21 protein-coding genes are annotated in these 20,979 nt (G+C 69.0%); 8 read left to right on the top strand and 13 right to left on the bottom strand.

The annotated features are described in order from the left end of the window. Window positions 1–4: 4 nt before the first annotated feature. Both G6N23_RS01505 and G6N23_RS01500 read left to right on the top strand, forming a co-directional pair. The gene (locus tag G6N23_RS01505; protein ID WP_085261447.1) at window positions 5–925 is read left to right on the top strand and encodes an MBL fold metallo-hydrolase; all 921 of its coding nucleotides are present in this window, start codon (window positions 5–7) and stop codon (window positions 923–925) included. After that, on the top strand, window positions 922–2,166 hold the full coding sequence (locus G6N23_RS01500; protein ID WP_095174269.1) for an SLC13 family permease: 1,245 nt from the start codon (window positions 922–924) through the stop codon (window positions 2,164–2,166). Before G6N23_RS01505 ends, G6N23_RS01500 begins: the two co-directional genes overlap by 4 nt. A 51-nt stretch (window positions 2,167–2,217) precedes the next feature. On the opposite strand, the gene G6N23_RS01495 is transcribed toward G6N23_RS01500, so the two are convergent. Genes G6N23_RS01495 through cysS form a run of 3 tightly spaced genes read right to left on the bottom strand, consistent with a single transcriptional unit; the run spans window position 2,218 to window position 5,516 of the window. After that, window positions 2,218–3,117, bottom strand: a complete 900-nt coding sequence (locus G6N23_RS01495; protein ID WP_085261834.1) for a glycerophosphodiester phosphodiesterase family protein — start codon at window positions 3,115–3,117, stop codon at window positions 2,218–2,220. Between the two features lie 47 nt (window positions 3,118–3,164). Continuing rightward, complete coding sequence (rlmB, locus tag G6N23_RS01490) at window positions 3,165–4,106, bottom strand: 23S rRNA (guanosine(2251)-2'-O)-methyltransferase RlmB (protein ID WP_085261445.1); 942 nt, start codon at window positions 4,104–4,106, stop codon at window positions 3,165–3,167. Then, a complete protein-coding gene (cysS, locus tag G6N23_RS01485) occupies window positions 4,107–5,516 on the bottom strand; it encodes a cysteine--tRNA ligase (RefSeq protein ID WP_085261444.1) in 1,410 nt (469 codons plus the stop codon). A gap of 126 nt (window positions 5,517–5,642) precedes the next feature. Between cysS and G6N23_RS01480 the strand changes: the two genes are divergently transcribed. After that, the gene (locus G6N23_RS01480; RefSeq protein WP_085261443.1) at window positions 5,643–6,494 is read left to right on the top strand and encodes a hypothetical protein; all 852 of its coding nucleotides are present in this window, start codon (window positions 5,643–5,645) and stop codon (window positions 6,492–6,494) included. Between the two features lie 15 nt (window positions 6,495–6,509). On the opposite strand, the gene ispF is transcribed toward G6N23_RS01480, so the two are convergent. The 3 genes from ispF to carD are packed head-to-tail and all read right to left on the bottom strand — an operon-like array spanning window position 6,510 to window position 8,154. Then, the gene (gene ispF, locus G6N23_RS01475; RefSeq protein ID WP_085261442.1) at window positions 6,510–6,986 is read right to left on the bottom strand and encodes a 2-C-methyl-D-erythritol 2,4-cyclodiphosphate synthase; all 477 of its coding nucleotides are present in this window, start codon (window positions 6,984–6,986) and stop codon (window positions 6,510–6,512) included. Then, window positions 6,983–7,648, bottom strand: coding sequence for a 2-C-methyl-D-erythritol 4-phosphate cytidylyltransferase (gene ispD, locus G6N23_RS01470; RefSeq protein ID WP_095174043.1), 666 nt, complete (start codon window positions 7,646–7,648; stop codon window positions 6,983–6,985). Before ispD ends, ispF begins: the two co-directional genes overlap by 4 nt. 17 nt (window positions 7,649–7,665) lie before the next feature. Then, on the bottom strand, window positions 7,666–8,154 hold the full coding sequence (gene carD / locus G6N23_RS01465; RefSeq protein ID WP_085261440.1) for an RNA polymerase-binding transcription factor CarD: 489 nt from the start codon (window positions 8,152–8,154) through the stop codon (window positions 7,666–7,668). Window positions 8,155–8,412: 258 nt separating this feature from the next. Here carD and G6N23_RS01460 point away from each other — a divergent pair, with 258 nt between their 5' ends. Both G6N23_RS01460 and radA read left to right on the top strand, forming a co-directional pair. Next, a complete protein-coding gene (locus G6N23_RS01460) occupies window positions 8,413–8,949 on the top strand; it encodes a copper chaperone PCu(A)C domain-containing protein (RefSeq protein ID WP_085261439.1) in 537 nt (178 codons plus the stop codon). A 51-nt stretch (window positions 8,950–9,000) separates the two neighbouring features. Further along, a complete protein-coding gene (gene radA, locus G6N23_RS01455) occupies window positions 9,001–10,416 on the top strand; it encodes a DNA repair protein RadA (protein WP_085261438.1) in 1,416 nt (471 codons plus the stop codon). A gap of 4 nt (window positions 10,417–10,420) precedes the next feature. Here radA and G6N23_RS01450 read toward each other — a convergent pair whose 3' ends face one another. Both G6N23_RS01450 and G6N23_RS01445 read right to left on the bottom strand, forming a co-directional pair. Then, window positions 10,421–11,182 carry a hypothetical protein gene (locus tag G6N23_RS01450; protein WP_085261833.1) on the bottom strand — a complete coding sequence of 254 codons (762 nt, stop codon included), beginning with the start codon at window positions 11,180–11,182 and terminating at the stop codon, window positions 10,421–10,423. 79 nt (window positions 11,183–11,261) lie between these two features. After that, complete coding sequence (locus G6N23_RS01445; RefSeq protein WP_085261832.1) at window positions 11,262–11,879, bottom strand: carbonic anhydrase; 618 nt, start codon at window positions 11,877–11,879, stop codon at window positions 11,262–11,264. Window positions 11,880–11,904: 25 nt separating this feature from the next. On the opposite strand from G6N23_RS01445, the gene G6N23_RS01440 reads away from it, so the two are divergent. Beyond that, window positions 11,905–12,810, top strand: a complete 906-nt coding sequence (locus G6N23_RS01440) for an HhH-GPD family protein (RefSeq protein ID WP_085261830.1) — start codon at window positions 11,905–11,907, stop codon at window positions 12,808–12,810. On the opposite strand, the gene G6N23_RS01435 is transcribed toward G6N23_RS01440, so the two are convergent. Next, window positions 12,777–13,484: an alpha/beta fold hydrolase gene (locus G6N23_RS01435; RefSeq protein WP_085261831.1), complete on the bottom strand. Its 708-nt coding sequence runs from the start codon at window positions 13,482–13,484 to the stop codon at window positions 12,777–12,779. The two genes, G6N23_RS01440 and G6N23_RS01435, sit on opposite strands and share 34 nt — an antisense overlap. Before the next feature lie 77 nt (window positions 13,485–13,561). On the opposite strand from G6N23_RS01435, the gene mhuD reads away from it, so the two are divergent. Next, complete coding sequence (gene mhuD / locus G6N23_RS01430; protein ID WP_085261437.1) at window positions 13,562–13,879, top strand: mycobilin-forming heme oxygenase MhuD; 318 nt, start codon at window positions 13,562–13,564, stop codon at window positions 13,877–13,879. Continuing rightward, window positions 13,785–15,227, top strand: a complete 1,443-nt coding sequence (locus G6N23_RS01425; protein ID WP_179961150.1) for a serine hydrolase — start codon at window positions 13,785–13,787, stop codon at window positions 15,225–15,227. The genes mhuD and G6N23_RS01425 overlap by 95 nt, the downstream gene beginning before the upstream one ends. Before the next feature lie 78 nt (window positions 15,228–15,305). Here G6N23_RS01425 and clpC1 read toward each other — a convergent pair whose 3' ends face one another. The 4 genes from clpC1 to G6N23_RS01405 form a co-directional block, all read right to left on the bottom strand. Then, on the bottom strand, window positions 15,306–17,825 hold the full coding sequence (gene clpC1, locus G6N23_RS01420; protein ID WP_085261435.1) for an ATP-dependent protease ATP-binding subunit ClpC: 2,520 nt from the start codon (window positions 17,823–17,825) through the stop codon (window positions 15,306–15,308). 321 nt (window positions 17,826–18,146) lie between these two features. Beyond that, window positions 18,147–18,482, bottom strand: a complete 336-nt coding sequence (gene lsr2 / locus G6N23_RS01415; RefSeq protein ID WP_085261434.1) for a histone-like nucleoid-structuring protein Lsr2 — start codon at window positions 18,480–18,482, stop codon at window positions 18,147–18,149. 125 nt (window positions 18,483–18,607) lie between these two features. Further along, on the bottom strand, window positions 18,608–20,134 hold the full coding sequence (gene lysS, locus G6N23_RS01410; RefSeq protein ID WP_085261433.1) for a lysine--tRNA ligase: 1,527 nt from the start codon (window positions 20,132–20,134) through the stop codon (window positions 18,608–18,610). A 30-nt stretch (window positions 20,135–20,164) separates the two neighbouring features. After that, on the bottom strand, window positions 20,165–20,977 hold the full coding sequence (locus tag G6N23_RS01405) for a type III pantothenate kinase (RefSeq protein WP_085261432.1): 813 nt from the start codon (window positions 20,975–20,977) through the stop codon (window positions 20,165–20,167). Window positions 20,978–20,979 lie beyond the last annotated feature (2 nt).

Here is a 20,979-nt window from a genome sequence, read left to right as displayed (position 1 = left end):
CCCGATGCGCCTCAAGCTCGGCCGCCCCGATCTGGGCGAGTATGCGCACCGGTTCACCGTCCCGGCCGCGGCGCCGGACGCACCGCTGCGGGTGACCTGGCTCGGGGTGTCGACACTGCTGATCGACGACGGATCGTCGGCCCTGCTGACCGACGGCTATTTCTCCCGGCCCGGCCTGGCGCGCTTGCAGTTCGGCAAGGTGGCGCCGGTGCCGGCCCGCGTCGACGGCTGCCTGGCGCGCGCCGGGGTGCGAGGCCTGGCTGCGGTCATCGCGGTGCACACCCACATCGACCACGTTCTGGATTCGGCATTGGTCGCCGAACGGACCGGCGCGGTGCTGGTCGGCGGTGAATCGGCCGCCAACGTCGGGCGCGGCCACGGGTTGGCCGAAGACCGCCTGATCGTCGCCACCCCGGATCAGCCGATCACGTTGGGTTCCTACGACGTCACGCTGGTCGAGTCGCGGCACTGCCCGCCGGACCGCTTCCCGGGGCAGATCAGCGCCCCGGTCACTCCTCCGGTGCGGATGGGGGCCTACCGATGTGGTGAGGCATGGTCGGCGGTGGTGGCCCACCGCCCGTCTGGCCGGCGGCTGCTGATCGTCGGCAGCGCCGGGTTTCACCCCGGCGCCCTGGCCGCCCACCGCGCCGATGTGGTGTATCTGGGTGTGGGCCAACTCGGTTTGCAGCCCCGCCGGTACCTGGACGACTACTGGGCGGAGACGGTGCGCGCGGTCGGCGCTAAGACCGTCGTGTTGATCCACTGGGACGACTTCTTCCGGCCGCTGTCAAAGCCGTTGCGCGCCTTGCCCTATGCCGGTGATGACCTGGACGTATCGATGCGGGTTCTCAGCGAGCTGGCCGATGCCGACGGCGTCGCCCTGCACCTGCCCACGGTGTGGCGCCACGAAGACCCGTGGACCTGAAGCCGGCTCTTTCGCTGCTGCTGCTCGCCGTGGTGCTGGGCTTCGCGGTGGCCCGCCCGCGGGGCTGGCCCGAGGTGTTCGCGGCGGTTCCGGCCGCGGCCGTGTTGGTCGCGACCGGCGCGATCTCGATGCACGACGCGGCCGCCGAGGCGGCCACCCTGCTGCGTGTCGTCGCGTTCCTGGGCGCGGTGCTGGTGCTGGCGCAACTCTGCGACGACGAGGGCCTGTTCGAGGCCGCCGGCGCGGCGATGGCACGGGCCGATGTCGGGCCGCCTCAGCATCTGCTGCGCCGGGTCTTCGTCATCGCGGCCTGCCTGACCGCGGTCTTGAGCCTGGACGCGACGGTGGTGCTGCTGACCCCGGTGGTGCTGATGATGGCCCGCCGCCGTCACGCACCGATACGCCCGCACGCCTACGCGACCGCGCACCTGGCCAACACCGCGTCGCTGCTGCTGCCGGTGTCCAACCTGACCAACCTGCTGGCGTTCCAGGAGGCCGGTTTGTCCTTCGTGAGGTTCACCGCGCTGATGGCGGCGCCATGGCTCGCCGCGACGGCGGTCGTCTACCTGATCTTCCGGTGGTTCTTCCGCAATGATCTGCGCGCGACACCGGAGCACCGCCACGCCGGCCCGCCGCCCCCGGTCCCGGTGTTCGCGCTGGCGGTGCTGGGACTGACGCTGGCCGGGTTCGTGATCGCAGAGACGTTCGGTGTCGCTCCCGCGTGGGCGGCCGTCGCCGGTGCCACCGTGCTGGCCGGGCGCGGTCTGGCGCTTCGGCGCAGCACACCGGCCGGCATCCTGCGGGCCGCCAATGTCGGTTTCCTGGTGTTCGTGCTGGCCCTGGGAGTGGTGGTGCGCGCCGTCGTCGACAACGGGCTCGGTGATCGGATGAGCACAGTGCTGCCGGCGGGTTCGGGGCTGGTGACGCTGCTGACGATCGCGGCGGTGGCCGCGGTGCTGGCCAACGTGGTCAACAATCTGCCGGCGACGCTAGTGCTGGTGCCGCTGGTGGCATCGGCCGGCCCGGTGGCGGTGCTGGCGGTGTTGATCGGGGTCAACATCGGCCCCAACCTGACCTACGCCGGTTCGCTGTCGAACCTGCTGTGGCGCCGGGTGCTGCGCAGGTATCACGTTCCCGCCGGCGTCGGTGAGTACACCCGGCTGGGGTTGTGCACGGTTCCGCCGACATTGCTGGCGGCGGTGCTGGCCCTGTGGGCTGGTGCGCGGCTGTTGGGCGTCTAGCGGTGATCGCCGGCGCGGCGGAGCCGGGCGCGGCGGGTCACCGCCACCGGATCAGCCTCGCCGATAGGCCGGCGGCAGCGGCATGCCGAACTCGGCCATCACCACACGCGCCCGCTGCGGGTAGTCGGTGATGAGTCCGTCGACGCCCGAGGCGATCTGCTCGCTCATCGCAGCGGCGTCGTTGACCGTCCACGGAATGACCTTGAGTCCGGCGCGGTGGGCGCGGTCGACGAACCCCCGATCCACCACCGAGTAGTCCGGGGACACGATGTCGGCGCCGGCCGCGACCGCGCCGGCGATCGGATCCGGTCCCTGATCCCACAGCGCGGCAAGGGGAATGGCCGGCTCGGCGGCGCGCACCAGCGGCAGGATGCGCCAGTCGAAGCTCTGGATCTCGACGGCATCCAGTTTGCCGCCGGCCCGCACCGCCGCCAGGACCACGTCGACGATCTGCTGGGGGCTCTGCGCGTCGACCTTGGTCTCGATGTTGTAGCGCACCGCAGCGTGGTACGAGTCGGCAAGGGCGAACACCTCCGGCAGCGTCGCGATCACGTTGCCGGGCACCACTTCCGCATCGGGGAACTCCGGCAGCGGTTGTCCGCAGTCCAGGGTGCGGATCTGCACGAGGGCGAGGTCGGCCACCCGCTTGCCCACATACGGGTACTGCGTGTCGCCGGCAACGGCCGGCCCGGTATCGGCGCACTTGGACGGCTCTATCACCGGATCGTGCCATACCAGCGGTTGGCCGTCGCGGGTCAGGACGATATCCAATTCCAGTGTGTTGACACCTGATTCAATCGACTTGGCGAATCCGCGCAGCGACCCCTCGGTGGTCTCGCCCCGCCCGCCGCGATGCGCCTGCAGATCGAACGCGCCCGGCTGCGCTGCGACCGACGGCACCGCCACCAGCGCCGAGCAGACACAGACTCGCACGATGCGAGCCAGATTCATGCGATTGTGTGACTGCTCGCGGCGGGGATGCTCCGCGGCGCGGCGGATCACCGCCGCTGACGGGCGATCTCGGCCAGCACCACCCCGGCGGCCACCGACGCGTTGAGCGACTCGGTGGGACCGGCCATCGGAACGGACACGATCGCATCGCAGTTCTGCCGGACCAGCCGGGACAGGCCCTTGCCCTCGGAGCCGACGACCAGCACCATCGGGCCGGTACCGTCCAACTCGTCGACCACGGTGTCGCCGCCGGCGTCCAAACCGACCACCTGCAGCCCGCGACTCGCCCATCCCTTCAGTGTCTGGGTCAGATTGGACGCGCGGGCGACCGGAATACGAGCTGCCGCACCGGCACTGGTACGCCACGCCACCGCCGTGACCGACGCGGAGCGGCGCTGCGGGATGAGCACGCCGTGGCCGCCGAATGCCGCCACCGACCGCACGATGGCACCGAGGTTGCGCGGATCAGAGATGTTGTCCAAGGCGACCAGCAGCGGGGGCGCGACCTCTTCCCGCGCGGCTGCCAACAGATCGTCGGGATGGGCGTAGTTGTACGGCGGAACCTGCAGGGCGATGCCCTGGTGCAGGCCGTTGGTGGTCATCTTGTCCAGGTCTGACCGAGGTACCTCGAGAATCGGCAACCCGGAATCGGCAGCCCGGCTCACTGATTCGGTCAAGCGCTCGTCGGCTTCGGCGCCGAGCGCCACATAGAGAGCGGTCGCCGGGATCCCCGCGCGCAGGCATTCCAGCACCGGATTGCGGCCCAGCACGGTCTCGCTGTCGTCGGTGCGCTTGCTGGTCCGGTAGGCCCGCTGCTTGGCGGCGCGCTTGGCGGCCTTTGCCGCCGGGTGGTATTCCCGCTGGTGTGCCGGCGGGGTGGCACCACGGCCCTCGAGCCCGCGGCGACGCTGCCCGCCGGAGCCGACCGTCGGCCCCTTCTTGGTCCCGGGTTTGCGCACCGCGCCTTTGCGTCTGGAATTGCCGGCCATCTAGCCCGCCCCGTCTACCAGCAGCGACCACTGCGGGCCGTCGCCGGTGTCGGTGACGTCGATGCCGGCGTCCTTGAGCCTGCCGCGGATCTCGTCGGCCAGCTGCCAATCCCGTTCGGCGCGAGCGGTTTCGCGGCGCTGCAGTTCGGCACGCACCAGCACGTCCACCGCCGCCAGCGCCGCCGAGGTCTCATCCCGTGATTCCCAGCGTTCGTCGAGCGGGTCACAGCCCAGCACGCCCATCATCGCCCGGATGGCGCCGGCGGCCGCCAGCGCACCCTCGTGATCGCCGGCGTCGAGGGCCCGGTTGCCCTCTGCGCGGGTCCGGTGCACCTCGGCCAGCGCGATCGGCACCGACAGGTCGTCGTCGAGCGCGGCGGCGAACCGGGGCGTCCAGCTGCCCGGAACCACCGCGCCCACCCGACTGCGCACCCGGTGCAGGAAGTCCTCGATGCCGACGTAGGCGTTGACGGCGTCCTGCAGGGCGGTCTCGGAGAACTCCAGCATGGAACGGTAGTGCGCGCTGCCCAGGTAGTAGCGCAGTTCGGCGGGCCGGACCCGTTGCAGCACCGCCGACATCGACAGCACATTGCCCAGCGACTTGCTCATCTTCTCGCCACCCAGGGTGACCCAGCCGTTGTGCAGCCAGTAGTTGGCGAACCCGTCACCGGCGGCCCGACTCTGGGCGATCTCGTTCTCGTGGTGGGGGAAGATGAGATCCATTCCGCCGCAGTGAATGTCGAATTCAGGCCCGAGGTAGGAACGCGCCATGGCGGAACACTCCAGATGCCAGCCCGGGCGGCCCGGCCCCCACGGTGTCGGCCAGCTGGGTTCACCGGGTTTGGCGCCCTTCCAGAGCGTGAAGTCCCGCGGATCACGTTTTCCGGTGGCCACCCCCTCCCCCTGGTGCACGTCGTCGATCTTGTGGCCGGACAACTGGCCGTACTCGGGGTAGCTCAGCACGTCGAAGTACACGTCGCCGCCGCCGGTATAGGCGTGCCCGGACGCGATCAGGCGTTCGATCAACTCGACCATCTGGGTGATGTGGCCGGTGGCGCGCGGCTCGACCGAGGGCGGCAGCACGCCCAGCGCCTCGTAGGCGGCGGTGAACTCGCGCTCGTGAGTGGCGGACCACTCCCACCAGGGCCGGCCGGCCGCGGCGGCCTTGGTGAGGATCTTGTCGTCGATGTCGGTCACGTTGCGCACGAAGGCGACGTCGTAGCCGCGCGCGGTCAGCCACCGGCGCAGCACATCGAACGCCACACCACTGCGAACGTGACCGATGTGCGGCGGGGCCTGGACGGTCGCACCGCACAAGTAAATCGACGCATGGCCGGGCCGCAGCGGAACGAATTCACGCACGGCGCCGGTTGCCGTGTCGTGCAGCCGCAGGCTGGGGCGATCGGTCACGACGGGCCAGCTTACCGGGCGGGCCGAGCGCTACCGTCACACCCGCCGCTAGCAGGGATTTGCCAGGAACGGACACTCCTTGCCGCATCGGTGGACAGGCGGTTACGGGTGGCATATATTGCGGCAGTGAGTAAACGTCTGGCGGCAGTCTCTGGAGCGCTCCTGGCTGCGGTCACAATTGCCGCCACGGCGACGGCGTACGCCGACGAGCCCAACGATCAAAACCCGCAGCCCCCGACCCAGTCGGTTCCCGGGGCGAACCTGACCGGCGCGGTACAGCAGGCCGAGCCCGGCGGAGCGGGCCCGGCCGATGCCGGCACGATCGGCCCGGTCGGCCCGGTCGGCGCAGGCGGGGCGCACCCGGCCGGCGATGGCACCACGAACCCGGCTCACGACGGCACGGCAAGGCCGGACGATGAGGCGGCACACCCGGCCGACGACGGTATGGCGGCCGCTCCTGCTGCGGGCGGAATGAACAACATGGGCGCCTCCATCGGCAGCTCGATGGCGATGATGGCTCCGATGATGGCGATGTACGTGCCGATGTTGGGCGCACCGCTGCTGATGTCCGGCCTGGGCAGTCTCGGCGCCGCCCCGGCTACCGGCGCGGACGCCGCCACGGCCGCTTCGGCCGCGGCTACAGATCTTGCCGGTTCCGCCGCGGCGACCGACGCTTTCGGGCTGGCAGCACCGGTAGCCGCCGACCTGTCCAACCTGGACCTGACCCCGGCCCTCGACCCTGACCTCCTGACCGGCGCGCTCACCGACACCACCACCGCGCTGACGGCCGACGCCGCCACCGAGGCCGCCAATGCGGCGGCCGACGCCGCCGGCCAGGCGGCCGCCGATGCCGCCGGCGGTGTTGCCGCCGAGGTGCCGGGAATGGCCCTGGACACCACTGGGGACCTCGCCGGCGCGGGTGTCAGTGTCGGTGGCGATGTCGCCTGCGGTGTGCTCGGCCTCTTCGGCTGGTGCTAGAAACCACCGAGCGAACTACCCCGGCGTCACCAACGCGGTAGCGACTGCGGCCAGCCCCTCGCCCCGACCGGTCAGCCCCAGCCCGTCGGTGGTCGTCGCCGACACCGACACCGGTGCACCCAACAGGTCGGACAGCAGTTGCTGCGCCTCGACGCGGCGCGGTCCCACCTTCGGCCGGTTCCCGATGACCTGCACCGCGGCATTGCCGACCGTGAAACGGTTGTCGCGAAGTAGGCCGCGGACGTGGCCCAGCATCACAGCACCGGTTACCCGTGCCCAGCGTGGATCGTCGACGCCGAACACCGCGCCCAGGTCCCCCAAGCCTGCCGCCGACAACAGCGCGTCACACAGCGCGTGTACGGCGACGTCGCCGTCGGAGTGCCCAGCGCAGCCATCGGCGTCGGGAAACAGCAACCCGAGCAGCCAGCAGGGCCGCCCCGGCTCGATCGGATGCACATCGGTGCCCAATCCGACGCGGGGCAGCGCGCTCACCGGCGCACCACCGCCTCAGCGAGCACCGCGTCCAGTTTGGTGGTGATCTTGAAGGCCAGCGGGTCGCCGTCGACGGTCTGGACCTGGCCGCCAATGTGCTCGACCATCGAGGCATCGTCGGTGAACTGTGCCCGATCAACGGCCTGCTGATAGGCACGCAGCAGCAGTTCGGCGGCGAACCCCTGCGGTGTCTGGACCGCCCGCAGACCTTCCCGCTCCGGTGTGCCCAGCACCACCCCGTTGGCGTCGACCGCCTTGATGGTGTCCGAGACCGGCAGGGTGGGCACCACCGCGCGGTGCCCGTCACGCAACGCCTCGACCACCCGGACCACCAGGTCCGGTGGCGTCAACGGACGTGCGGCATCGTGGACCAGAACGAAATCGGGTTCTCCGGCGCTCTCCAGCGCCAGCCGGACCGAATCGATACGGTGCGCGCCACCGGCCACTACCGTGGCCGTTCGCCCGAGGATCAGTTTGGCCTCATCGGTGCGATCGGGTGGGACCGCGACCACCACCTGGTCGATGACGCCGGACTCCCGCAGACCCGCCACGGCGCGCTCGACCAGGGTCTGCCCGCCGAGCAGGAAGAACGCCTTCGGGACGCCAGCCCCCAGTCGCACGCCCGAACCCGCGGCTGGGACCACGGCTACTGTGCTTACCACCGAGTACCCCCGGCGGCTCAGGACGCCGCGGCCAGCACCTCGTCGAGGATGGTCTCCGCCTTGGCATCGTCGGTGTTCTCGGCCAGCGCCAGTTCACCGACCAGAATCTGACGGGCCTTGGCCAGCATCCGCTTCTCGCCGGCGGACAGGCCGCGCTCCTGGTCGCGGCGCCAGAGGTCACGGACGACCTCGGCTACCTTGTGCACGTCGCCGGAGGCGAGCTTCTCGAGGTTGGCCTTGTAACGGCGCGACCAGTTGGTCGGCTCCTCGGTGTGCGGGGCGCGCAGTACCTGGAAGACCTTGTCCAGACCTTCCTGGCCCACTACGTCACGCACGCCGACATATTCGGCATTCTCCGCGGGAACTCGAACGGTGAGGTCGCCCTGCGCCACCTTGAGAACCAGATAGTCCTTCGGCTCGCCTTTGATGGTCCGGGTTTCAATCGCCTCGATTAACGCTGCACCGTGGTGTGGATATACGACGGTGTCTCCGACCTTAAAGATCATCTGATTTGAGCCCCTTTCGCTACCCCATCCTAACACGTCGGCCAGACACCGGACGATCAACGGTGCAGGTCAGGGGCATCGCGGCCCCGGGCGGGGGCTTGACAGCAACGATAAAGCGTGCATGACGTGGGCCACCGCGGGCCGGTTCCGGGAGCTCGATCACGCTCTGAGGCAAGGCCTAACCCTGAGCTACCGCCGCTGTGAGCGTGCTACTACAGTGCATAGTCACAAACCGCAGCGCCGAGCAGGAGGCCTCCAGTGAACCGGTTCAACAGGGTCATTACCGCGTTGGCCTTCGCCGCGGCACTCGCCGGTTGCGGTACCGGCCAGATCTCCCAGACCGCCGACCAGGCTTCCGCGGTCAACGGCGCCTCCGCCACCGTGGGCGACCTGGCGCTGCGTGACGTGCGCATCCAGGCGGTGCAGGCCGGCGATGCGCTGGAGGCCGGCCAGACGGTGGACTTGGTCTTCGTCGCCAGCAACCAGTCGACCGACACCGGCGATGAGCTCACCGGGATCACCAGCTCGGTCGGCAAGGTGTCGGTGACGGGCGGCAAGTCGGTTCCCGCCGGCGGCGTCCTGGTGGTCAGCGCCCCGGCCGGCCCGGACCTGCCGACCGCACCCGCCTCCAGGGCACTGCCTGAGGTCTCCAACGCCAGCACCGCAGCGGCCCTCGTGACCCTGGACAAGGCGATCTCCAACGGGCTGACCTACGACTTCACCTTCGACTTCAAGAAGGCGGGCCCGATCCGCGTTGCCGTGCCGATCTCAGCCGGAGCACTTTCGCACCACTGACTCCCCGCGTCGGCCGCGGTTTCTGTCCGACCCACCGGATAGCGTCAGCGGGTGGCTAAAACGTCCAGGGCTCGATCGCTGTATCGCTGTTCGGAGTGCGGGAACACCTGCGCGAAATGGCTGGGCCGATGCCCGGAGTGCGGTAGCTGGGGCGGCATCGACCCGGTGGCGGAGTCGGTCGCGCCGTCGAACGGACTGCGGCCGGCGGCACCGGCCCGGCCGGCGGTTCCGATCAGCTCCATCGCGCTCGGCTCTGCCCGCCCCCAGCAGACCGGCGTGTCCGAGCTGGACCGGGTGCTGGGCGGCGGGGTGGTTCCCGGCTCGGTCACACTGCTGGCCGGCGATCCCGGCGTCGGCAAGTCCACGTTGCTGCTCGAGGTGGCCCACCGGTGGGCGCTGGAGGGGCGCCGGGCACTCTATGTCTCGGGAGAGGAGTCCGGCGGGCAGATCCGGCTGCGCGCCGAACGCACCGGGTGCAGCCATGACGAGATCTACCTGGCCGCCGAATCCGACCTGCAGACCGTGCTGGGCCATATCGAGGCGGTCCGGCCGACGATGGTGGTGGTGGACTCGGTGCAGACGATCACCGCCGCCGACACCGACGGTGTGGCCGGCGGGGTCACCCAGGTGCGTGCCGTCACCGCCGCCCTGACCGCAGCCGCCAAGGGGGCCGACGTGGCGCTGATCCTGGTCGGCCATGTGACCAAGGACGGTGCGATCGCCGGCCCGCGTTCACTGGAACACCTCGTCGACGTCGTGCTGCATTTCGACGGCGACCGCAACTCGGTGCTGCGGATGGTGCGCGCGGTCAAGAACCGCTTCGGCGCCACCGATGAAGTGGGCTGTTTCCTGTTGCGCGACAGCGGAATCGAAGGGATCACCGACCCGTCCGGGCTTTTCCTGGAACAGCGCAGCGAACCGGTCCCGGGCACCGCGATCACCGTCGCGCTGGACGGCAAACGCCCGTTGATCGGCGAAGTGCAGGCACTGCTGGCCGACCCGGTGGGCGGGTCGCCGCGTCGAGCGGTCAGCGGCATCGACCATGCCCGGGCCGCCATGATCACCGCGGTGCTCGGCAAGCACGCGAACCTGCCGATCGCGGCAGCCGACATCTACCTGTCCACCGTGGGCGGTATGCGGTTGACCGATCCGTCTACGGATCTGGCCGTCGCCATCGCCCTGGCATCGGCGTATTCGGGTCTGCCGCTGTCGGCGACCACGGTGGTGGTGGGCGAAGTGGGGCTGGCCGGCGACCTGCGCCCGGTCAGCGGCATGGACCGCCGACTGGCCGAGGCGGCCCGGCTCGGGTTCACCACCGCGCTGACACCGCCGGGAGCCCCGGCCACGGTGGGCGGGCTGCGCACGGTGGCGGCGGCCAATATCGGCGCGGCGCTGCGCAGCCTGGTCGACATCGCCGATCATCGCGCCGGCAGAGCGGTTCCGCCGCAGCTGCTGGATCGCGGCTAGCCGGTCAGTTGCCGGGCAGGGGGGCGTCCGGCGCCGGGAAGTTCTCCGGCGGCGGCAGGGCGTCCGGGGCGGGCTCGGTCAGCATGAACGGCACCGTCGCCGAGCGCAGATTGCCCAGTTGGACCACCAGGTTGTAGGTGCCCGGCCCGATCGGCTGTCGCGGTAGCGGGCATTGCGGCGCCGAACCCATTCCGGTCCAGGTCACCGTGGTGGTCACCTGTTCGCCGGGATCGAAGGTCTTCACCAGGGTCTCGTTCGACGGCGCGCAGTCCAGGTTCGACCACAGCCGCTGGTTGTCCAGTGAGTAGACGTAGGCCGCCAGCACTGCCGCTCCCACGTCCCGCTTGCAGGCGACCAGCCCGATGTTGGTCACCACCATGGTGAACTGGGGCTGCTCGCCCACCACGTACTGCGGACCGGTGATGCCCTTGACCGCAAGCGTCGAGTCGGGGCAGTCGTCGCCCTCCTTGAGCACCGGCGGCGGGATCACCGCCGCGGTCGGGGTCGCAGAGGGCGGTGGCGCCTGCTCGGCGGGCGGCACCACGGGCGTCTTGGCCTCTTCGGGTGCGGCGCCTTGCGGGTTGGCGTGCTGCGCGGCGGTCGTCTTCTTCCCGTCAGCGTTGTCGGCGCCCGCGCTGCCGTCCACGACAGCGAAGACGATGGCCGCCACCAGCCCGACCACGGCGACCCCGATGCCCAGTGCGAGGCCGCGGCGTCGCCAGTAGATCTGCGAAGGCAGCGGACCCTGCGGTTCTAAATCGAGCACGTTCTCACGGTAGGACGTGCTCACCGAGAGTTGTCCGACCCGTCTCGGCGTGTCGTTGCCGCGTTGTGACCTTCGGCGACTATTCGCCGATATCGCCCAGATACTCGCGGGTCTGCACCCGCCCGTCAGACAGGTGGTAGGTGGCGCCGACGATCGCCAGCGTCCCGGCCTCGATCTGCTCGGCGATGACGGTCGATCGAGTCGCCAGTTGCCGCACGGTCTCGTTGACGTGGCAGGTCTCGAACTCATCGATGCTGCGAAGACCTTCGCGCCGGCCGACCAGGATCGACGAGGCCACCCGTTCGGCGATGTCACGCAGGTAGCCGCCTGGTACGGCACCGTCGTCGAGAGCCGCCAGGGCGGCCTTGACCGCCCCGCAGCTGTCGTGACCCAGGACGACGATCAGCGGCACGTCGAGCACCGCCACCCCGAACTCGATCGAACCCAGCACCGCTGCATCGATGACATGGCCGGCGGTGCGGACCACGAACATGTCGCCCAGACCCTGATCGAAGATGATCTCGGCCGCGACCCTGCTGTCGCCGCAACCGAACACCACCGCGGTCGGTTTCTGGCCGTTGGCCAGCTCGGCGCGGCGCGCGACATCCTGGCTCGGATGGCTGGGCTTGCCGGCGACGAAGCGCTCGTTACCCTCCTTGAGTGCCTTCCACGCGGATATCGGGTTCGAGTTCGGCATACCCGACATTGTGCACGGCCGGGCGATGAGCATCCACGCCGGCGAGCTGCTCGGCTGGTTCGACGTCGCCGAACGCGACCTGCCCTGGCGGGCGGACGGCGTGACCCCGTGGCAGATCCTGGTCAGCGAGTTCATGCTGCAGCAAACCCCGGTGGCGCGGGTGCTGCCGATCTGGTCGGACTGGGTGGCCCGCTGGCCGACCCCGTCGGCGACAGCGGCCGCGACCCCCGCCGAGGTGCTGCGGGCCTGGGGAAAGCTGGGCTACCCGCGACGGGCCAAACGGCTCCATGAATGCGCGACGGTGATCGCCCGCGACTTCGCCGACGTGGTGCCCGACGACGTCGAGACGTTGGAACAACTGCCGGGGATCGGCAGCTACACCGCGCGGGCGGTGGCCTGTTTTGCCTACCGCAAACCGGTTCCGGTGGTCGACACCAATGTCCGCCGGGTCGTGGCCCGCGCCGTGCACGGGCTCGCCGACGCCGCAGCCCCATCTGCGAAACGCGATCACGCCGATGTCGGTGCTCTCCTAGCTCTATTACCCAAAGCCGCTCAGGCCGCTCGTTTTTCGGCGGCGTTGATGGAGTTGGGCGCCACGGTGTGCACGGCCCGGACGCCACGCTGCGCCGCATGCCCGTTGCGTGCCTGCGCATGGCGAGACCGCGGATTCCCGCCCGGCAGCACAGTGCGGCGGCCCGCCCAACGCTATGCCGGCACCGACCGGCAGGTGCGCGGACGCCTGCTGGATGTGTTGCGGGACAATGTGTTACCCGTCACGAAGGCCGAGCTCGACGTGGCATGGCCGGTCGATCCGGTCCAGCGTGAACGCGCCTTGGCCTCCCTGTTGGACGATGGTCTTGTCGAACGGCTCGCCGACGACCGCTTCGTGCTGCCCGGTCAGGACAGAAACGACTCGACGGCCTCGCGGTAGACCTGCGGCGCCTCGTCGTGCACCAGGTGACCGGCGTCGGGTACGTGCAGGTAGGTGCTGGCCGAGGCGATGCGGTGCATCTCGAGCATCTGGCCCGGGGGTGTCACCGAGTTGCCGGCTTCGATGAGCAGCGTCGGCGCCTGCACGGCGCGCCACTCATCCCAATAGTCACGGGTGCCCCACTCGGCGGCGATCTGAACCCAGCGCGCGGGTTGCCCGTGCAGCCGCCAGCCGGTCTCGGTGCGGTCGAAGGCTTCCAGGAAGTACCGTCCGGCGATTTCGCCGAATTCTGCGACCACCTGCTCTGCCCGGGCGAACTCGACCGGCAGGGCATGCACCCACGGTTCCCACGGCCCGGTGGTGCGGCCCCGGAAGTCCGGCGCCATGTCCTCAACCACCAGCGCGGAGACCAGCTCCGGATGGCGGGCCGCCAGGCACCACGAATGCAGCGCCCCCATCGAGTGGCCCACCAGGCGCACCGGAGCCGGCAACTGCTGCACGGCGGCGGTCAGGTCGGCCACGAAGCATTCGGTGGCGATCGGATGCGGGTCGACGACGTCGCGGCCACGGTGCCACGGCGCGTCGTAGGTGTAAACCGCGCCGAGCCGGGTCAGCCACGGCAGTTGCCGCGGCCAGGTGCTGCCCCGGCCCATCAGCCCGTGCACCAGGACCATCGGCACCCCGTGCCCACCGTGATAGGTCAGCAGCTCACTCGACGCGGTGTCCACCCCGGGCACGGTAGCCTAGGCCCATGTCAGTGGTGAAGATCAATGCAATCGAGGTTCCCGCCGACGCCGGGCCCGAGCTGGAGAATCGGTTTGCCCATCGCGCCCACGCGGTGGAGAACCAGCCCGGCTTTCTTGGCTTCCAGCTGCTGCGCCCGATCAAGGGCGAGGACCGCTACTTCGTGGTGACGCACTGGGAGTCCGACGAAGCGTTCCAGGCGTGGGCTCAGGGGCCCGCCATCGAAGCCCATGCCGGACACCGGGCCAACCCGGTGGCGACCGGCGCATCGCTGCTGGAGTTCGAGGTCGTGCTGGACGTCGCCGGAACCGCCGCACAGGCGTAGGCCCGTGCGGCGTCACCTGGCGGTATGGACAGCCACAATAAGCCTGGCGGCTAGCGCCGCCGCGTCAGCCGCCGGGTGTGCGCCCTCCCCTGCATCACCTTCGGACGCGGACGCCGGCGGAGTGACGATCTCCACCAAGACCCCACCCGGCCTGCGCGCCAAGCAGACCATGGACATGCTGAACTCCGATTGGCCGATCGGCCCGGTCGGGGTGGCCACCCTGGCCGCACCGGACAAGGTCGATCAGGTCGTCACCATCATGGAATCGCTGTGGTGGGACCGACCGTTCCGACTCGACGGCGTCGACATCCGCGCTGGCGCGGCCACCCTGCACCTGACGACCTCCTACGGCGCCCGCCAGGACATCAGGCTCCGCACCGACGACCACGGGATGGTGGATCTGTTCAAGCCGACCACCGAGGCACCGCCCATCCGTTCCTGGCATGACGTCGACGCGGTGCTGAGCCGGACCGGTGCCCGCTACTCCTACCAGGCCGCCCGCATCGAGGGCGGTGTGTGCAAACCGGTCGCCGCCACCAACGCCCGCCAGTCCCTGCCGCTGGCCTCGATCTTCAAGCTGTATGTGCTACTGGCCGTCGCCAACGAGGTGAAGGCCGGGACGGTGTCCTGGGACGACCCGCTGACCATCACCGGCCGGGCCAAGGTGGTCGGGTCATCCGGGCTCGAAGAGCTGCCCGAGGGTGCCCACGTATCGGTGCGCAAGGCGGCCGAGAAGATGATCGCCACCAGCGACAACATGGCGACCGATCTGCTGATCGACCGCGTCGGCACCCGCGCCGTCGAGCGGGCCCTGGTCGCGGCCGGGCACCACGACCCGGCCAGCATGACGCCGTTTCCCACCATGTACGAACTGTTCTCCGTCGGCTGGGGGAAACCGGACCTGCGCGAACAGTGGCAGCACGGCTCACCCCAGGAGCGGGCGAAGCTGCTTCAGCAGGCCGACTCCCGGCCCTACGAGCCGGATCCGATCCGCGCGCACATTCCGGCGTCCGCCTACGGTGCCGAGTGGTATGGCAGCGCCGAGGACATCTGCCGGGTGCATGTCGCGCTGCAGTCGGGAGCGGTCGGCAAGGCCGCACCGGTCAAAGAGATCCTCTCCGCGGTCCGCGGCATCGACCTGAGCCGCGCCGACTGGCCCTACATCGGCGCCAAAGCCGGCGGCCTGCCCGGCGATTTGACCTTCAGCTGGTACGCCGTCGACCGGGGCGGCCAGCCATGGGTGGTCAGCTTCCAGCTCAACTGGCCGCGTGACCACGGCAAGAGCGTCGGCAGCTGGATGCTGCAGATCGCCAAGCAGGCCTTCGGCCTGCTGCCGGTTGCGCGCTGAGCGGGGCGAGCAGTCGCGAAAGCCCCCAATTCCTCACGGAAAAGGGGGCTTTCGCGTGCTTGCGGGGATGCCCGGTGGTTAATCCGCGGGCGCACCCGCCTGAGCGAGGTCGGCCTCAGCCGGCTTCTGGCTGCCGGCGAAGGTGAACACCGCATTCTCGTGCGCGCCCTCGCCGTCCCAGTTCTCGACGTCGACGGTGACCAGCTGGCCGGGACCGATCTCCTCGAACAGGATCTTCTCGGAGAGCTGGTCCTCGATCTCGCGCTGGATGGTGCGCCGCAGCGGACGCGCGCCCAGCACCGGGTCGAAACCGCGCTTGGCCAACAACGACTTCGCCTTGTCGGTCATCGCGATGTCCATGTCCTTGGCCCGCAGCTGCTTGGCCACCCGCCCGATCATCAGATCGACCATCTGGATGATCTCTTCCTTGCTGAGCTGGTGGAAGACGATGATGTCGTCGATGCGGTTGAGGAACTCCGGGCGGAAGTGCTTCTTGAGCTCGTCGTTGACCTTGAGCTTCATCCGCTCGTAGTTGTTCTCCCCACCGCCCCGGGTGAAGCCCAGCCCGACGGCCTTGGAGATGTCGGAGGTGCCCAGGTTGGAGGTGAAGATCAGCACGCAGTTCTTGAAGTCCACCGTGCGGCCTTGACCGTCGGTGAGCCGGCCGTCCTCCAGCACCTGCAACAGGCTGTTGTAGATCTCCTGGTGCGCCTTCTCGATCTCGTCGAACAGCACCACCGAGAACGGCTTGCGCCGCACCTTCTCGGTCAGCTGGCCGCCCTCCTCGTAGCCGACGTAGCCCGGAGGGGCGCCGAACAGCCGCGATGCGGTGAACCGGTCGTGGAACTCGCCCATGTCGATCTGGATGAGCGCGTCGTCGTCGCCGAAGAGGAACTCCGCCAGCGCCTTGGACAGCTCGGTCTTACCGACACCGGACGGCCCGGCGAAGATGAACGAGCCGGACGGGCGCTTGGGGTCCTTGAGCCCGGCGCGGGTGCGACGGATGGCCTTGGAGACCGCAGCGACGGCATCCTTCTGCCCGATGATCCGCTTGTGCAGCTCGTCTTCCATCCGCAGCAGGCGGGTGGTCTCGGCCTCGGTCAGCTTGAACACCGGAATACCGGTCCAGTTGCCCAGAACCTCGGCGATCTGCTCGTCGTCGACTTCCGCGACCACGTCCAAATCACCGGAGCGCCACTGCTTCTCACGCTCCGCACGCTGCGCGACGAGTTGCTTCTCCCGATCCCGCAGGCTGGCGGCCTTCTCGAAGTCCTGCGCGTCGATCGCGGACTCCTTCTCACGGCGCGCGTCGGCGATCTTCTCGTCGAACTCGCGCAGGTCCGGCGGCGCGGTCATCCGGCGAATCCGCATCCGGGCACCGGCCTCGTCGATCAGGTCGATCGCCTTGTCGGGCAGGAACCGGTCGTTGATGTAGCGGTCGGCCAGGGTGGCTGCCGCCACGATCGCCGAATCGCTGATCGAGACCCGGTGGTGGGCTTCGTAGCGGTCCCGCAGGCCCTTGAGGATCTCGATGGTGTGCTCCACGGTGGGCTCACCGACCTGCACCGGCTGGAACCGGCGCTCCAGGGCGGCGTCCTTCTCGATGTACTTGCGGTACTCGTCGAGAGTGGTGGCGCCGATGGTCTGGAGTTCACCGCGAGCCAGCTTCGGCTTGAGGATCGAGGCCGCGTCGATGGCGCCCTCGGCCGCACCGGCACCGACCAGGGTGTGCAGCTCGTCGATGAACAAAATGATGTCGCCGCGGGTGTTGATCTCCTTGAGGACCTTCTTCAGCCGCTCCTCGAAGTCACCGCGGTACCGGCTGCCGGCCACCAGCGAACCCAGGTCCAGGGTGTAGAGCTGCTTGTCCTTCAGCGTCTCGGGGACCTCGCCGGCCACAATCGCCTGCGCCAGGCCCTCCACGACGGCCGTCTTGCCGACGCCGGGCTCACCGATCAGCACCGGGTTGTTCTTGGTGCGCCGGCTCAGCACCTGCATGACCCGCTCGATTTCCTTCTCCCGGCCGATCACCGGGTCGAGCTTGCCCTCCATCGCCGCGGCGGTGAGATTTCGGCCGAACTGGTCGAGCACCAATGAGGTGGACGGCGAGCCGGACTCCCCGCCCCGCCCGCCGGTGCCGGCCTCGGCGGCCTCCTTGCCCTGGTAGCCACTCAGCAGCTGGATGACCTGCTGGCGCACCCGGGTCAGGTCGGCGCCCAACTTGACCAGCACCTGGGCGGCGACGCCCTCGCCCTCCCGGATCAGGCCGAGCAGGATGTGCTCGGTGCCGATGTAGTTGTGGCCGAGCTGCAGCGCCTCACGCAGGCTCAGCTCGAGCACCTTTTTGGCACGGGGAGTGAAGGGGATGTGCCCGGACGGCGCCTGCTGGCCCTGGCCGATGATCTCCTCGACCTGGCTGCGCACCCCTTCCAGGGAGATGCCCAGCGACTCCAGCGACTTGGCGGCCACGCCTTCGCCCTCGTGGATCAGACCGAGCAGAATGTGCTCGGTCCCGATGTAGTTGTGGTTGAGCATCCGCGCCTCTTCCTGCGCGAGGACGACAACCCTGCGGGCCCGGTCGGTAAATCTTTCGAACATCGGCGGCTACCTGCTCTCCCTCACCATCGGCACTTGGTCGGCCTCGGCTCGGCCTCGCGTACCTGCCGTCCACTGTAGTGGGCGGCCGAGCGCGCTGTGACCTGCCGGGCAATGCGTACCGAATCGAACGCTTGCGGTGGCAGACCTCGAAAGGCCTGGCACCTGATGCAAGAGAGCAACGCCGCGACCCCGGATTACGTTCCGAGGAGTCATCCGATTCGCCAGGAGCGAAACGCCGGACCCCTGCGACGGTCCCGGCTTCGCCTCTCCTCCGTCGAGTCTCGCTGAACCGCCCGGCTGATGCGGCGCTGAACCGCCAGGTCAGGTGGCAGCGTGAAATGCGTCGATGATATCGGCCGGGATACGACCCCGGGTCGACACGTTGTGGCCGTTGCGCCGAGCCCATTCGCGGATCGCCGCGCTCTGTTCACGGTCGATCGCCCCGCGGCGACCGCCACCGGAGCGGCCGCGCCGACGCCCACCGACCCGACGGCCCGCATCGGCCCACTTCTTCAACTCACCGCGCAGTTTCGCGGCATTCTTGCTCGAAAGGTCGATCTCATAGGTGACCCCGTCCAGCCCGAATTCGACTGTTTCGTCGGCGGCACCCTCACCATCGAAATCATCGATCAAGGTGACGGTCACTTTTTTCGCCATTGGTAGCCCCTCGGTAGCTTTCCCGCGCGCAAACTGTGCGCAAAGCCGTATTCGACCTCGCGGACCAATGTGCCATAAAAATACGCTTGCTTCAACACAACAGGCCTAGCCCTCGCAGGCGCGGTTCAGTTGCCGTGGCGCCGAACAATAGGGAACAAAACCGTGTCCCTAATTGACAGTCCCGTCAAGACCATCAGCAAGCGGTCGATACCCATTCCGGTGCCGGTGCACGGCGGCATCGCGTGTTCCATCGCTGCCAGGAAGTCCTCGTCGAGTGCCATCGCCTCGTCGTCGCCGGCCGCCGCCGCCCGCGCCTGCGCCGCAAAGCGTTCGCGCTGCACCACCGGGTCGATGAGCTCGGAGTAGCCGGTGGCCAACTCGACGCCCCGCATGTACAGGTCCCACTTCTCGGTGACCCCGTCGATACTGCGATGTTGGCGGGTCAGCGGCGTCGTCTCCACCGGGAAATCCCGGACGAAGGTCGGTGCGTTCAAGGCATTGCCGACCGCGTGTTCCCACAACTCTTCGACCAACTTGCCGTGTCCATAGCCGCGGTCTCTGGGAATTTCGACCCCCCGGTCGTCGGCAACGGTCCATAACCGCTCGGCCGGGGTCGCCGGAGTGATCTCCTCACCGATCGCTTCCGAGAGCGACGGATACATTTCCAACGTCGCCCATTCTCCGTCAATGTCATAGATGCTGCCGTCGGGCAACGGGAGTTGACGAGTCCCGATCACCTCGTCGGCAACCTCTTGAATAATCTCTCGAGTGGCCACCGCCGAGTCATCATAGGTGCCATAGGCCTGATAGGTCTCCAGCATCGAGAACTCCGGCGAATGGGTGGAATCGGCGCCTTCGTTGCGGAACACCCGATTGAGTTCGAAGACGCGGTCGAACCCGCCGACAACACACCGTTTCAGGAACAGTTCGGGCGCGATTCGCAGGTAAAGGTCCGCGTCGAGCGCGTTGGAATGGGTGACGAACGGCCGGGCGGCAGCCCCGCCGGCCAATGTCTGCAACATCGGCGTTTCGACCTCGAGGAATCCGCGGCGCTCCAGCGCGCAGCGCACCGCGCGGATGACCGCGATCCGCTGGCGGGCCACGGTGCGGGCCTCCGGGCGGACGATCAGGTCGACGTAGCGCTGCCGAACCCGGGACTCCTCGCTCATCTCCTTGTGCGCGACGGGCAACGGACGCAACGACTTGGACGCCATCTGCCAGAAGTCGGCCAGCACCGACAGTTCACCGCGGCGGGAGCTGATCACCTCGCCGTGAACGAAGACGATGTCGCCGAGGTCGACGTCGGTCTTCCACGCCTCCAGCTCCTGCTCGCCGACGCTGGCCAGGCTGATCATCACCTGCAGCTGGGTGCCGTCACCCTCCTGCAGGGTGGCGAAGCACAGTTTGCCGGAGTTGCGGGCGAACACCACCCGGCCGGCGACGCCGACGACGTCGCCGGTTGCGGTGTCGACGTCCAGGTCTGGGTAGGCGGCCCGGATCTCGGCGAGCGTGTGGGTGCGATCCACCGCGACCGGGTACGGGTCGCGGCCCTGCGCCAGCAGCCGCGCCCGCTTGTCGCGGCGGATCCGGAACTGCTCGGGGAGGTCGGGATCCTCATGCTGCGACTTCTCTGGGGTATCGGCGGAGCTCACGACGTGCCAGCTTAATCAACCGGCAGGCGCTCAGCGCGCCGGCCGCAGCCTGCCCCGTTGACTGTCCCGGTTGCGTTCGAAAACCAACCGCAGTCCGTCCAGGGTGAGATTGGCGTCGTAGTGGTCGACCGTCTCCAGGTCGGCGAGCAACAACGGGGCGGTGTGCCCGGTGGCCACCACGGTCACGTTGTCGGCGAGCGCGGGCGCATCATCGCGGACCCGGCGGACCAGCCCGTCGACCAGCCCGGCGAAGCCGAACACCGCGCCGGCCTGCATGCATTCGACGGTGTTCTTGCCGATCACCGAGCGCGGGCGGGTGAGCTCCACCCGCCGCAGCCCCGCCGAGCGGGCCGCGGCGGCGTCCGAGGAGATCTGGACGCCGGGTGCGATCGCACCGCCCAGGAACTCGCCCTTGGCCGAAACCACGTCGACGACGATCGACGAACCGAAGTCGACCACGATCGCCGCCGTGTTGAATTTGTGGAAAGCGGCCAGGCAGTTGACGATCCGGTCAGCGCCGACTTCCTTGGGGTTGTCGACCAACAGCGGGATCCCGGTGCGCACGCCCGGTTCGATGAGCACCGATGCCACCGAGGGCCAGTACTGATCGAGCATCAGTCGCACTTCGTGCAGCACCGACGGCACGGTGGACAGCGCCGCAGCGCCGGTGATCTGTTCGCCGTCCTCGCCGATCAGGCCGTCCAGCGTCAGGGCCAGCTCGTCGGCGGTGATCTCCGCTTCCGTGCGAATCCGCCACTGCTGTACGACGTTTCCGTTCTCACCCGACCCGGCGATCAGGCCGATGACGGTGTGGGTGTTACGGACGTCGATCGCCAGCAGCACGG

The organism is Mycolicibacter terrae (assembly GCF_010727125.1).
In the GTDB taxonomy this organism is placed as follows: domain Bacteria; phylum Actinomycetota; class Actinomycetes; order Mycobacteriales; family Mycobacteriaceae; genus Mycobacterium; species Mycobacterium terrae.
The sequence above is the reverse complement of the archived record's forward strand: the minus strand, read 5'-3'. Positions and strand labels throughout refer to the sequence as shown.